The organism is Neorhizobium sp. BETTINA12A (assembly GCF_023006485.1).
Taxonomy (GTDB): domain Bacteria; phylum Pseudomonadota; class Alphaproteobacteria; order Rhizobiales; family Rhizobiaceae; genus Neorhizobium.
The window spans coordinates 1-12,485 of sequence record NZ_JALBGW010000137.1; the positions used below are offsets into that span (position 1 = coordinate 1).

The 12,485-nt window shown below is 58.2% G+C and carries 14 protein-coding genes and 1 pseudogene; 12 read left to right on the forward strand and 3 right to left on the reverse strand.

What is annotated here, in order from left to right; genetic code table 11:
- Positions 1-240: 240 nt before the first annotated feature.
- The 11 genes from MOV61_RS23265 (at position 241) to MOV61_RS23315 (ending at position 8,945) form a co-directional block, all read left to right on the forward strand.
- Complete coding sequence (locus tag MOV61_RS23265) at positions 241-1,101, forward strand: RHS repeat-associated core domain-containing protein (RefSeq protein ID WP_247138272.1); 861 nt, start codon at positions 241-243, stop codon at positions 1,099-1,101.
- A 1-nt stretch (position 1,102) separates the two neighbouring features.
- Positions 1,103-1,429 carry an Imm40 family immunity protein gene (locus tag MOV61_RS23270; RefSeq protein WP_247138273.1) on the forward strand — a complete coding sequence of 109 codons (327 nt, stop codon included), beginning with the start codon at positions 1,103-1,105 and terminating at the stop codon, positions 1,427-1,429.
- A gap of 257 nt (positions 1,430-1,686) precedes the next feature.
- Positions 1,687-2,682, forward strand: coding sequence for a PilN domain-containing protein (locus MOV61_RS30510; protein ID WP_247138274.1), 996 nt, complete (start codon positions 1,687-1,689; stop codon positions 2,680-2,682).
- Positions 2,679-3,287, forward strand: coding sequence for a type II secretion system protein GspM (gspM, locus tag MOV61_RS23280; RefSeq protein ID WP_247138275.1), 609 nt, complete (start codon positions 2,679-2,681; stop codon positions 3,285-3,287). The genes MOV61_RS30510 and gspM overlap by 4 nt, the downstream gene beginning before the upstream one ends.
- A gap of 1 nt (position 3,288) precedes the next feature.
- Positions 3,289-3,828, forward strand: coding sequence for a hypothetical protein (locus MOV61_RS23285; protein ID WP_247138276.1), 540 nt, complete (start codon positions 3,289-3,291; stop codon positions 3,826-3,828).
- Entirely contained in the window at positions 3,815-4,642 is an 828-nt protein-coding gene (locus MOV61_RS23290; protein WP_247138277.1) for a hypothetical protein, read from the forward strand. Before MOV61_RS23285 ends, MOV61_RS23290 begins: the two co-directional genes overlap by 14 nt.
- Complete coding sequence (locus MOV61_RS23295; protein WP_247138278.1) at positions 4,639-6,258, forward strand: GspE/PulE family protein; 1,620 nt, start codon at positions 4,639-4,641, stop codon at positions 6,256-6,258. The genes MOV61_RS23290 and MOV61_RS23295 overlap by 4 nt, the downstream gene beginning before the upstream one ends.
- Positions 6,259-7,470, forward strand: a complete 1,212-nt coding sequence (locus tag MOV61_RS23300) for a type II secretion system F family protein (RefSeq protein WP_258718971.1) — start codon at positions 6,259-6,261, stop codon at positions 7,468-7,470.
- Positions 7,467-7,952, forward strand: a complete 486-nt coding sequence (locus tag MOV61_RS23305) for a prepilin-type N-terminal cleavage/methylation domain-containing protein (RefSeq protein ID WP_247138279.1) — start codon at positions 7,467-7,469, stop codon at positions 7,950-7,952. The genes MOV61_RS23300 and MOV61_RS23305 overlap by 4 nt, the downstream gene beginning before the upstream one ends.
- A complete protein-coding gene (locus tag MOV61_RS23310) occupies positions 7,939-8,316 on the forward strand; it encodes a prepilin-type N-terminal cleavage/methylation domain-containing protein (protein WP_247138280.1) in 378 nt (125 codons plus the stop codon). Before MOV61_RS23305 ends, MOV61_RS23310 begins: the two co-directional genes overlap by 14 nt.
- Positions 8,317-8,327: 11 nt before the next feature.
- On the forward strand, positions 8,328-8,945 hold the full coding sequence (locus MOV61_RS23315) for a prepilin-type N-terminal cleavage/methylation domain-containing protein (protein ID WP_247138281.1): 618 nt from the start codon (positions 8,328-8,330) through the stop codon (positions 8,943-8,945).
- Here the strand turns inward: MOV61_RS23315 and gspG are convergent, their stop codons facing one another.
- The 3 genes from gspG to gspD are packed head-to-tail and all read right to left on the reverse strand — an operon-like array spanning position 8,946 to position 12,030.
- Positions 8,946-9,398: a type II secretion system major pseudopilin GspG gene (gene gspG / locus MOV61_RS23320; RefSeq protein WP_247138282.1), complete on the reverse strand. Its 453-nt coding sequence runs from the start codon at positions 9,396-9,398 to the stop codon at positions 8,946-8,948. It abuts the gene before it with no gap.
- Entirely contained in the window at positions 9,395-9,871 is a 477-nt protein-coding gene (locus MOV61_RS23325; RefSeq protein WP_247138283.1) for an A24 family peptidase, read from the reverse strand. Before MOV61_RS23325 ends, gspG begins: the two co-directional genes overlap by 4 nt.
- A gap of 8 nt (positions 9,872-9,879) precedes the next feature.
- Complete coding sequence (gene gspD, locus MOV61_RS23330) at positions 9,880-12,030, reverse strand: type II secretion system secretin GspD (RefSeq protein ID WP_247138284.1); 2,151 nt, start codon at positions 12,028-12,030, stop codon at positions 9,880-9,882.
- Between the two features lie 242 nt (positions 12,031-12,272).
- Here gspD and MOV61_RS23335 point away from each other — a divergent pair.
- Positions 12,273-12,485: pseudogene (locus tag MOV61_RS23335) on the forward strand (hypothetical protein); the annotation flags it as partial.

The following is a 12,485-nucleotide window of genomic DNA, read 5'->3' on the forward strand; positions in this document are numbered from 1 at the left end:
ATCGAAAAGGATGACCAGGCCGACATGGACGTGGACGGCGAACGTCAGGCGAAGACCATCCTCCGGCTTCAACCGGCGGCCATCGCCAAACCCGGATCTCCCACATCCGCCAACGGCACGGCTCCAGCGGCATCCGGCAGGTAGTCAGAGCGCCCAGGCGAGCGGCCGACACAAGGCCGCTCGCCACCATTAAAGCTGCCCTTCACGCCCCGTTCCAACTCTCGCACCCGGAAACATTCGATGCGCTCTCTCGTCCGGCCGTTCCTTGCCCGCGTCCTCACCATGCTCTTCATCTGCAGCATGCTGGCCGCGCCGTTCGCCTCAACCGCCAACGCACGCTTCATCTCTCCCGACGACTGGGATCCCACCAAGGAAGGCGTCGGCACAAACCGATACGCATATTCCGATAACGACCCAGTCAACAAGAGTGACCCGAACGGGCATAGCTATGGACCAGATGCAAATGATCCCGGCGGGCCTGTGGACGGCATCGGTGGCAGTGACGTCACCCAGTCACAGGTAGATAAACAGGAAGAACGCAACGCTACGCTCACCATCGAGCGCGCTGATGAACGTGACAAATGGGACAAGACAGGACCAAGTAATTGGGGTCCCATCAATCTTGGTGAAATGTACTCTTCCATGCCAGCCGGAGCCTGGAACAGCGTGGCAGGGTTGGTGAATTGGGCTACAGGGACGAACGCGCTCCCGACGGTGTCCGCCGCGAATCCAAGCCAAGCTATGGGGCAGTCTCTAGGAGCAAATGTGCTTGGAGATGTGCTTATTGGAGCGGGACGTGGCCTTCCAGCGAAAATGGAGGCTCCTTCAGTTAGGGCTCCAACCGCCCCCGGGACCTTCTTTAACGGCACCCAATATACAACGAAAGTTAACAACCAAATGCAGCTTGACGTCTATCACGGATTTCCTAGTCTCATCGAAAAGAATGCAAGTGCCGGAACTGTTCGCTCGATCACCGGCAGAGATGGGACGACGAGAGATATGTTGGAAGTGCGCGGCGCAATCAATGGCAAGCCGGGGACCTACGAATTCATAAAGGAGCCCGATGGTATGATCAATCATCGCTTCTTTAGAGGGGACTGAAATGCTTAGGATGTGGAACAACGCGATTGTCGATATTCTAAGCCAAGGCATTTGGCTCGGGGACTATGGTACAAGGAATTGGGCTTTAACACGGGGTCAGGCAATAGATGCACTAGACCGGCTTAGCCTTATTGGAGTCCCGGTATCTGGAGGAGATGTATACATATTTTTTGACGGAAAATATGTTTCTACATATGAAAATTGGTATTTTGAAGATCAAGGGGGCCAAGACTATGCTGAAAAAAGCATAGAATACTCCAAGGACTTTGTTGAAAGATTCGATGCGTTCGAAGAACCTTTTTTTGTATTGGTTCCACATCTGGACTGAACCGGACGGGCACTCTGTCTCTGTCTTATCCGTCGGCGGCGTTCTCTCTTTCGGCTTAGTTAGCGCCCCTCTTGAGTGGGAGCCGTTATTGACCATTTCAACAGCTGCGTAGCCCTTGCCTTGCAGCCCCTTAGAAAATCGGCTTTCGTTAACTCAGACCGCGATGCACCGGAATCCTTGTGGACAATAGTCAAATCCCATGCACGCTGGCCTGTAGCGCGCTATCCTCGGGACCACTTCCAACAAGGGTATTCGCAGTGTCTTTCAGTGGCGACTTGAGAGATTTTTTCCGCTGGTGGAGAGACGAGGTTATTTCTCGCCCACACGCATTGTCTGGCGTTCTAAGAAAACTGCATGGGAGCGGCTCTCCAGGGGAGCAGGGGCTTGACCATGACGGCTCGGGTATTCAAAACAAAGCCCTGATGCCCAGCGGGCAAAAGGCGCCTGATATCGGAATTGCCACCTACGGCGGTTCCGCACTCAAGTTCCAAGCGGCAACGCAACGTCTCCCTTTCGACCGATCGATGGAGGTCGCTCGTGCCACGGTTTCGGAGAAGACGCCTTTTTCTCTTGCAGATGTCTACATCCTTCCCGCTCCGGACCGGGAACCTGATCCCGTGTCCTCCTTCTACGTCATAAAGAAGGACAGGATTGATCCGAAACTTGCCGAGATCGCCGCCATGCGGCCCCGGGTCAATCAACTGGGCATAGTCGATGATGGCCAAGTAATTTGGCTTCCCTCTCGTGTACTCGAACATCTTCACCCGACCTTCCATCACATCCGACACTGGCGAAACGGGTTGCTCGCGGCGTTTGCGTTAGTGCTTGTCGCCAGCGGTGCCACCTACGCCCACCTCCTTTCCAGTTATTCCGCAGCTCAGCAGGAGCTGATCACCGTGGTGGAAGCCAAGCGCTCCGAAGCTCGCCAGGTGCGAACACTCCTGGATCGGCAACAGAAGAGCATCGCGGCCGTTGAAGCGGCTCGGAAAGGCAAGGCGCAATCCGTTCCAGTCGTCCGAGTGTGGGAGGAACTGACTCGGGTTCTGCCCGATAACGCCTGGCTCACGGATATTGCGATCGACGGAGACGCTGTGACGATAACCGGTTTTGCGGCACAGTCAGCGGCAGCACTTATCGCCACGCTTGATGCTTCGGGGCTTTTTTCGGCGGCGAATTTCATCTCGCCGGTCGTGCGAATTCCCGGTCAGTCCGGCGAACGCTTCGAGATCCGATTGCGGGTGCAGCCTGCATGACGGAGTTGTTGATCACCTTGATGAATGCGCCACGCTATGTGCAGCGCTCCGTGGCGCTGGGCATGCTGGGTCTCGCGACTACCATCGTTGTCATCACGGTCGTCTACCTCGGCTCTTTTTTATCGAGCAAGGCCAACGACATCGCGGATATGCGTGTCGAGCTTTTTCGGCTGAACGAGATCATTACGCGCAGGCCCTTGGCCGACGCGAGCACCTCGAGTTTGGGACCTGCTGCTGGTACCCTATTCATTGAGGGCGAGAGCCTTCCCGCCATCCAGGCCAAGCTTCAGGAGCGGGTCAATGCGATAGCGCGCTCATCGGGAGCGACGATTGCGTCAATCAGCGGCACGTCACAGACCGAGTTCAATGGCGCAGCCTATGTGGGCGTGCGCGCGGATATGGCAGGCAGTTTGAAAGCTTTTCATGAAGTCGTCCGCCAGCTCGAAACCTCCGAACCACCGTTGATCATACGTCAGGCGTCGATCCGCGGAACCAACAGGGTCTCGCAGGGAGTGCTATCGGGACCTCTTGAACTTGCCGGGCAGGTCACAGTCTACGGTGCGGTCAACCCGGCGGCGGTTTTACCCGAGAAGGGGAAGCCGTGACATGCTGAGATCGGTCGATCGACGATGGCTAACCCTGTTTTTTCTGGTCTCCACATTGCTCTGCCTTGCCGGTCTCAATGCCGCGATTTCCGGAATGAGTATAGATATCTCGCCGCTTGCGGTTGGACAGCCAGGGAAAGCCCCTGTGGCGGCACCCGGAGACAAGAGCCGGCCGGCAACACTTACGGATTTGAACTTGCCGGACACGCTTGCCCGCCCGGTCTTCAGCCCGACGCGACGCGATTTCGTTCCACCGCCTACACCCCCCAAGCCTCTTGCGCCGGTCGTCGCGGAGGCTCCACCCGTGGCGCCGCCGCCACCGTCCATCAGATTGAAGGGGACGAGGACGGTCAGCGGCAAGTTTTCCGCCCTCATCGTGACAGACGAGAAAACGGTGGATTGGTTCGGTGAGGGAGAGATGGTTCTGGGATGGACGATTGTTTCCATCGAAGCTGATCGGATGTCGCTCACTGCCGGTACGTCCAGTGCCCTGTTTTCGCTCTATGACAGCGGAACGAAAGGTGCAGATGGCGCGAATTGAAGGACAAAAGGGCCCCAATGATGGCGGCTTTGCACTTCTGGCAGTGCTGGGCTTCATCTTATTATTCGCCATGGTTCTGGCGCCGTTCGCCGCCTCTTCCAGGCTCAAGGCGTTGACGGTCGGACACGAATACAATCAGGCGCGGCTCGGTAACACCGCTCAGGCTATCAATGATTACATTGCCTGGCGCATCGGCGCCGATCCTCGCTGGCGGGGTGGAGTCGACGGCGCACGCCTTCTTGAATCGGGATGCGTTATCAATGGTATCTCCGTGAGGATCGCGATCGTGCCGCACGCGCGTCTCATCAATCTGAATACAGCAGAGGAGCCTTTGCTGGCTGCTGGCTTCAAGGGAGTTGGATTGGCGGGTATCGAAGCGGAGGATACAGCACGAAGGGTCATGCGTTTTAGGTCGCCGGGCACCGGCGACAGTGGCGAGGGTGGAATCGACGCCGGGCCGAAACACGCACCGTTCGAAGACATCTCGGAGCTACACGACCTCATGGCGCTTCGCGGGTTCGCCCTAACCGATCTGGGCCGGGTCTTTTCGGTGCAGGAGGGGCGAGCCGTTCTCACCCGATCGCAGGAAGCAGGGAGCGCGTCGATGTTTTACACGATCGAGACAGTGCTCTTCCACGCGGACGAATGGGCAGGGTCCGCCGAGATTTTTTCAGCCGCAACTCGCAGCGGCGCAAGTCGGAAAGTTGCGAGTATTGGGGTAGGCCCGAAGCCTCCTGTGCCGAAGAACATGGGAAGTTGCGCCTCAGTGCTGAACGATGATGTCTCCCGCTTGCTGAATGAGGTGCTCGCATGATCTCCTCTTCGGCGTCCCCTCAGGCATTCTTGACCTTTCTGGAATCCTCCGAGCGCATTTCGGTGGAGGCAGCCAACCGCGCCAGAGCCGCAGAACGAAAGACGGGTCAGGCGGTCGATGTCATCATTCGAGAATTGGGGATCTTAGCCGAGGTAGCAATTGCCACCGAACTGGCCAGCTACCTGCAGGTCGGGTCGGTAACGAAGCTCTCCGCCGCACAAAACAATGAGCTCATCGAACGCCTCGGCCTGGACTTCGCGGCGGACAAGGCGATCGTTCCTCGGATTGCCGACAATGGTGATCTGCTGCTCACAGTCGCCAATCCCTTCGACGCGGACACCATCCGGGCCGTCAGCTACTTCTTCGAGCTTCCGGTTCGAGTGGAGGTAACGCCACGAAGCGCCATTGACGATTTCATCAGGGAGATACGGCAAGCATCGGAACCGGTTGGGGCTGTCGAAGGTCTTGACGCCCTCGCCGATGTGGATCTCGAACGGCTGCAGGATATCGCGCGGGATGCACCCGTCGTGAAGTTCGTCACCAGGATCATCCAGAAAGCCGTCGACGAAAAGGCGACGGATATACACATAGAGCCTGAAGCCAATTCCATGGGTGTCCGGTTTCGTCGCGACGGAATGCTGACCCATGTGGAAAACGTCTCGCAGGCTTTGCATGCTGGTGTGGTCAGCCGTCTTAAAATCCTCGCCAGACTCAATATTGCCGAGCGCCGATTGCCGCAGGACGGTCGACTTCGACTGTCGGTGCGCGGTCAGGAAATCGACTTTCGGCTTTCTGTCGTTCCTTCGATCCATGGCGAAACAGTCGTGCTTCGTATCCTCGATCGCGAGACGGTACGTCTGGAGCTCGGGACCCTTGGCTATGATGCCGCCTCGGCCGAAAAGATCAGGAACATCACGGCCAAGCCCAACGGCATGGTACTCGTGACGGGTCCGACCGGCTCCGGCAAGACCACGACCCTCTATTCGATCCTCGCCGAACTCAATCGTCCGGAAGTGAAGATTTTCACGGTGGAGGACCCGGTCGAATACCGCATGAAGGGTGTCACTCAGTTGCAGATCGATCCGGCCATCGGGTTGACGTTCGCCTCTGCATTGAGATCGGTCCTGCGCCAGGATCCCGATATTATCCTCGTCGGTGAAATCCGTGATCGGGAGACCGCTGAAATCGCGATCCAGGCGGCGCTGACCGGCCACCTTGTTCTTTCGACCCTTCATACCAACAGCGCAATCGGCGCCTTCAGCCGTTTGCGGGACATGGGCATTGAGCCGTTTTTGATCGACGCGACCATGCGGGGGGTGATCGGCCAGCGCCTGTTGAGAAAATGTTGTGATCAGTGCCGGGAGTGGGTGGATAAAACCGGCTGTTTCGTCTGCGCGGGAACCGGGTTCAAAGGCCGCCGGGCGACATTCGAGGTTTTGCAGATGTCCGAGCGGGTTCGCCAAGCGGTGGTACAGGGCGTAGGCCAGGAAGAAATCGAAACGATAGCCAGACAGGAAGGCATGATGTTGATGCGCGACCATGCTTTCCTATTGGCCGCCGAGGGCAAGACGACGCTTGCCGAAGCTGTCAGGGTCGTCGAGCTGGAAGATCGCTGAATGTTGAGGTTTTCCTACACGGCATTCAGTCCGGAGGGCAGGCAACAGAAGGGGCAGATCGATGCCATCGATCTTGCCGATGCGCGTCGCAGGCTTAGAGCGGATGGGCTTTCCGTCTCGGATCTGAAGGCCGCCCCGACTGGATCGGAAAAGCCGCAAGCCGCATCGGCGATCCGTTTTGGCCGCAGCTTCAACAGAACCCGTTTTTTTGCCGATCTTTCAGTCTTGATGAATGCCGGCCTGGGGGTTGATCAGGCGCTGCGGGCTATGCAGGACGCTGCGTCTCGAACCGGAGACCGGCAGATTATCGGGACAATGATCGAAAGGCTTTCATCCGGCGCCACCCCCTCGGTCGCCCTGTCCAGCCTGAATGGTCTTCCAGAAGACGCGCTCGCGTTGATTTCAAGCGGGGAACACAGCGCACGACTGCCTTACGTGATGAAGATCGTCGCTGCTGATCTCGAAAAGCGTGATGTGCAGCGCAAGCAGCTTATCGACGCGTCTGTTTATCCGCTATTTCTGCTGGCGATGATGTTCCTTGCTTTAGGCGTGGTCACGTTCGTTCTGGTGCCGACGCTGGAGCCGATCTTCGAGAGCTCCGGCCGCAATCCGCCCTTCATCGTTGCTCTGCTTTCAGGCGTGCGGGGAACGCTGGGCGATCCTGTGGCACTTTTGGCAATATTTGCCGGCATCATGTGCATCGCTACGTTTGCCATTCTACGTCCCTCCGCCATGCGAACCGCTTTCGCGGGGGTGGTGCTCAAGCTTCCATTCCTGGGGCGGGCCATTTCCCAATCCGCGCTTGCCCGCTATCTGCAAAGCCTTTCGTTGCTCCTCGACAACGCGGTTCCACTGCCGGACGCCCTTGCGCTTTCCGCCCGCTGCTGCCCCGCGGTGGCCTTTCGGGAGAAGCTGCTTTCCATGCGCGACGCGGTGCTCTCGGGAAAACGGCTGCCCGAGGCTTTCAAGGCCTGCGGGCTCTTTCCGCGGGGTATCGTGTCGCTGGTGGCGATCGGTGACGAGGTCAACAAGCTGCCGACTGTGCTGGAAAACGCCGCGGGCGTGTTGCGCTCCGATGCTCAACGGCTCACCGACCGCTTGCTCGCATTGATGACGCCCCTCATCACGATATTCCTCGGTATCCTGATCGGCGGGTTGGTGGTCTCGGTGATGACGGCGTTGCTCGGCATCAATGAACTGAGCGTTCAATGACCAGACACGGTATCGCACCCAGCGACAAGATCTCAGGCTTCAGCCTGACGGAAATGCTGGTTGTTCTGGCGATCATCGGCATTCTCTCTTCACTGGCCGTTCCATCCTACCGAGCTTTAACGAGAGTAACCCCGCACAGTCTCGCGCGGCAGGTGCTTCATATGGCACAGTCGACGCGGCTGGCCGCTCTCAAGACCGGCGCTCCGAAATCCCTGTTCCTTGGAACAACCAGTGGCACCATTCGATCGGATGCCAAAGTCGCCGCCATCGTGGTGCCCGCGGAGATCGCCTTTTCAGCCACGATTGGCCGCGACAATCGAACCACGGGAGAGCAGGGAAATATCACTTTCTACCCGAATGGCAGTGCGACCGGGGGTACGATCCGCTTTCACTCAGGCGATGCACCCGAGGCCGGCTTGTTCATCAACTGGCTGACGGGCGTTGCCACACTGACCGAGGCGGCATCACGTGACCCTCGATAATAGTCGCGATGGCTTTACGCTGCTGGAGACGCTGATCGCGTTCCTGATCCTGTCGACCGCGCTCGCCGTCTCAGCGCAAACGATCGCTATCGCCACGAAAAGCCTCTCGGCCTCGCAGGATCGTCAGGAGGTGATCAGGATCGCGGAAAGATTACGGATCGAGACCGTTCCGCGTGTTATCCAAGCCGGTCGGAATGAGGAAGGTGCAAGTGGTGCATGGCGCTGGACTATCCGGATCGCGCCCGTCCAATCCAGGCAGGCGGGAGAAAGGGGGGCTGCGTTTGCAGTTGTGACAGTTTTCACGCGATCCGGCATGCCCCATAAGTTCGTCTACTTCAGTCCCATTCCCTTGAACCTTCAGTGAGTAACAGACAAATGCCGGCAAGAGAGCACCGTGTATCGCAGGTCGAGGGGTTCACTCTCCCCGAAATGCTGGTCACGCTCTGCATTACAGCGCTGCTGTCCGGCCTCATGATAGCGGCGATCGGCCAGCTTCGCCCGATGCAGAATATCGCTGAAGTCAACGACGCCGAGATGGAGATCGAAGCAGCCAGCACCTACCTGCAGGCTCTGCTTGGGCAGGCCCGTCGGCTGGCACCGATCACCGACGATCCGGCAAAAAAAGTCGTCTTTTCGGGCGATGCGCAAAGCTTCAAGCTAGTCGCGGTTACCATGGTCGGCAATCAGCGGTCATCGTTGCGTGATGTCGAGATTGTGGCCCGCCAGAGCGGGAGCGGGCTCGATCTCATCCAACGGAACGTTCCGCGAAGGCTGTTTTCCGCGCCTCGGGGCGAGGAGTTCACCATCGTCCCGGCCTTGAAATCGGTCAAATTCACCTACCTTGGTTCATCGGGACAGGAGGCCCCGCGATGGGTCGATGTCTGGACCAAGCGCGACGCGCTGCCCTCCGCGCTGAAGATAAACCTCGTGGCCATGAGATCCGGTCGCGAGATTGCGGTTGAAAACATCGCGATCATCGATGTCGGCCGGTGATCAGTTTCCAGCAAGGTCGGCGTCCTGGCCGCTCCCGCCCATCTTGCGATCCCGCCCTAAGGACAGGATCTGAAACGGTTTGTCTTCCGCTGGGCTTCGGTATTGATAAGGACTGCTCCACGGGTCGGCAAAGACGCCCGCATTCTTGATGTAGGGGCCGTTCCAGGTCGCCGCATTGGTCGGACGCGTGGCCAGGGCGACAAGACCTTCTTCCGTAGTTGGATAGCGCCCGGTGTCGATATAGTAGAGCTCGAGCGCGCTCTCGAAATTCCTGATCTGCGCCTTTGTCGTATCGACCTTGGCCGACTCCAGATAGCGCAGGACCTGGGGAGTGGCGAGCGCGGCAATCAAGCCGATAATCGCCAGGACCACCAGAAGCTCGACGAGCGTGAAGCCTTCGACAGCAGCGTGGCGCCGGATGGCAGGTTTACGAATGGGCCTGAATTTGATCATGAAACTTGTCCGATGAAAGATCCCAATAAAGGTTCGAGGTTCCAGGTGATAATCAAAGACCCGGCCAGGAATGGCCCGAAGGGTACCTTCCCCGTCGAGAGGCCTTTTCTGGCGAGGATGGTGACCAGCAGAAAAATGAGCGCCAGAGAAGACGCCAGGAAAAGGAAGATCGGGAACATCCACGGGCTGAACCAGACGGCGGCCCCGCCCGCCAGCTTGACATCCCCAAGGCCCAGACCGACACGGCCGGTAAGCCTGAAATGTACGTGACGGATCGTCCACATCAGAAGCGCTACCAGCGGCGCAAATGCGCAAGCCGTCATCGTCTCGACCCATCCCTGTTGAAGCCGAAACGTCAAACCGGCGAGCAGGAGCGCGACGTTCACCGAGTTGGGGATGACCAACCAGCGGAAATCGACAAAGCAAATGATGCCGAAGCAGATGATCAGAACAGCTGTCAGGATGAGTGTCACGGAGGAGCTCAATAGTTCAGGCGCTTGATATCTTGTTCGAGTTTGCTTGATCCGCCGCGGCGCTTTTTAATGTCCGACGAAAAATCAAGCTGCTGCCTGAATTCTTCCGTCACGTTTCGTGCCTCGTTGACGTCCCTGACAATCCGCGGCTTGATGAAGATGATCAGTTCGGTTTTCTTGATGGTGTCGGTCTTGCTCTTGAATGCGTTCCCCAGAAGAGGGATATCACCGAGGATCGGGACCTGCGTACGGATCAAATCGTTCTTCTGCTGGATCAACCCACCGAGTGCCAGGCTTTCATTGTCGTTCACGACCACGCGTGTCGAGACCTTGCGCTGCTGGATCGTCGGCGAATCGATACCGGACGAGGTGGTCTTCACCACATCGCTCACCTCCTGCTGGATATCCAGCATGATCTTTCCGGAGGTGTTGATGCGCGGCACGACGGTCAGAATGATGCCCGTGTCCTTCATCTCGACTGAGTTGACCACCGGTGCGCCGGCATCGTCTATGCTGCGAGACTGGCGTGTCACGATGGGGACCTGGTCGCCGATCTGGAGAATGGCTTTCTGGTTGTTGAGCGCCATCAGCGTTGGCGCGGAAACGACGTTGACGTCGGTCACACTGGAGAGCGCATTCAATGTCACGCGGATGTCCTTGGTGGCATAGCTCCAGGCAAGCGCCGGAAAGCTCGCTGCGGTCCCGCCGCTTGCGAGATCGGAAAAGCCGACGCCGGAACGGCCACTTTCGAAAAACCAGCGAAGACCGAACTTGAGCTCGTCCCCCAGGGTCACCTCGGCGATGACGGCCTCCAGCATGACCTGTGTTGGCACGACATCGAGTTGGCGAAGAAGTTTCTCGACCCGTTCGTATTCCCGGGCAGTCGTGGAGATCAGGAGGGCGTTGTTTTCGATGTCGGCAACCACTGACGTCCTGGGTGCGCGCGACCCCGTTGAGGGTGTGCTGGGTTGGGCGTTCGGATCGCTTTGCGACGCCTGGCGGGGCCGTTGATCGTTATAGGCCGTGGCGATTGTCGCGGGCTCGAGGTCCGGCGCAATCGGATTATCAATCTGGATCTGCTCAGTACCCGTGGAGTGGCGCTCCTTAAGAACGGATTGCAGAACCTGCGCAAGCTCTTTCGCGGGTCTGTTTTGAATGTTGTAGACGAAAAGTCGCTCTTCGTTGGTGCTGGCGAGCCTGTCCAGTTTAGCGATCCATGCGGTTGCCCGCGACAGATAGGCAGGCCGCGAAGTGATGACGAGGACTGCGTTCAGGCGCTCGTTGGGAATGAAGCGAATGATCTTGGTGCCCGGCCCGTCCTCGGCCGCGAAGATCGAAGTGAGTTCTTTGGCAACCGCGGCCGACTGTGACGCCTTCAAAGGGTGAAGGGCCACCGACATTCCCTTCATCCAGTCGACGTCAAAAATACCGATGGCATTCCGCATCGCCGCGAGGTCACTGCTGGTGCCTGCGAGCACGATGATGTTGCGGTTGTCGTCGATCCGCAGGATCGACCCCGGCCTGCTGATGGGATCGAGAATCCCTTTCATTTCGGCCGCCGCTACGTATTTTAGCTCGATCGCCTGCACCTTTATCCCGGGACCGCTTATCGGACTTGATGCAGTTGCAATCTCAGGAGTGGACGAGAAAGCCTCAGAGACCGGGACAATCTGATAGTTGCCGTTTTGCTTGGTGATAACTGCTCCATTGACGGCCAGGGCGGCTTCGAAAATCTCGACAAGCGCGTCGCGCGAAACAGGTGTCGCGGTTTGAAGCGTCACCATTCCATTTACCCGCGAGTCGATGACGTAGTTGGCTCCCAACGTGTCGCCGAGCACGCTTTTTGCTGCCGCGGCTATCGGCGCGTTGACGAGATTGAGGTTGTAGCCTTCGCCGCCTTTTGCCGTCTTGCCAGTAGATATTGCTGGCTGTGACGAGAGGAAGCTGCCGGTACCGACCTGCGACGCGCCACTGAAAACGTCTGCCCCTGACGTGGACGCAGCGAAGCTGTGAGACGTACCATGCGATACCGGAAGAGGTTTTCCCCGGGCGTCCAGTTCATTCAGTTTGACGGAGAAGACGTCGTTGATGGAATCTGTCGAGCTGCAACCGGAAAGCAGCGCGATGGCCAGCAGGCAATACGATTTGGAATGCTTCATGAAAGGACCCGCCCACTTACCGGGCTGATCCTATAGAAGCGACGCTTCGACGCCACGGGCCAAAGTTCGCGCCATGGTTCTGTCCACAATTTTTACACGTGCTCTCTGAGTCCTTTCTAATATACCTGTCACATGCTCACATTTTTGTTGTTGGCGTCACAAAACGGTTGCACGAAGTAGGTTGTGCGACGTTAGGATGCGTCGTGTTTTTGACGGCAAGTTGATTCGCTTCGAGGGGGCTCATGCGTAGCAGTCGGGTTGGTTTTGCGGCTTTTGCCGCCACGGTGTCGCTTTGCGTTTTTTCCGGCGGTCTGGCCGGAACAGTGGTTGTCGACGGCCTGCTGGGGCGTGGAGCGCTGGCGGCCGAGCAGGGTGCGAAGCCGGGCGGCTTTGGCACCGGCGGTGCGGGTCTGGGGGGCGGGACCATTGGCCGGACAGGAGCCGGGCAGCCAACT

Bases quoted from the DNA above. Each gene is read 5' to 3' on its own strand.
- MOV61_RS23265 (WP_247138272.1), top strand. From the start codon at position 241: ATGCGCTCTCTCGTCCGGCCGTTCCTTGCCCGCGTCCTCACCATGCTC.
- MOV61_RS23270 (WP_247138273.1), top strand. From the start codon at position 1,103: ATGCTTAGGATGTGGAACAACGCGATTGTCGATATTCTAAGCCAAGGC.
- gspM (WP_247138275.1), top strand. From the start codon at position 2,679: ATGACGGAGTTGTTGATCACCTTGATGAATGCGCCACGCTATGTGCAG.
- MOV61_RS23285 (WP_247138276.1), top strand. From the start codon at position 3,289: ATGCTGAGATCGGTCGATCGACGATGGCTAACCCTGTTTTTTCTGGTC.
- MOV61_RS23290 (WP_247138277.1), top strand. From the start codon at position 3,815: ATGGCGCGAATTGAAGGACAAAAGGGCCCCAATGATGGCGGCTTTGCA.
- MOV61_RS23295 (WP_247138278.1), top strand. From the start codon at position 4,639: ATGATCTCCTCTTCGGCGTCCCCTCAGGCATTCTTGACCTTTCTGGAA.
- MOV61_RS23300 (WP_258718971.1), top strand. From the start codon at position 6,259: ATGTTGAGGTTTTCCTACACGGCATTCAGTCCGGAGGGCAGGCAACAG.
- MOV61_RS23305 (WP_247138279.1), top strand. From the start codon at position 7,467: ATGACCAGACACGGTATCGCACCCAGCGACAAGATCTCAGGCTTCAGC.
- MOV61_RS23315 (WP_247138281.1), top strand. From the start codon at position 8,328: ATGCCGGCAAGAGAGCACCGTGTATCGCAGGTCGAGGGGTTCACTCTC.
- gspG (WP_247138282.1), bottom strand. From the start codon at position 9,398: ATGATCAAATTCAGGCCCATTCGTAAACCTGCCATCCGGCGCCACGCT.
- gspD (WP_247138284.1), bottom strand. From the start codon at position 12,030: ATGAAGCATTCCAAATCGTATTGCCTGCTGGCCATCGCGCTGCTTTCC.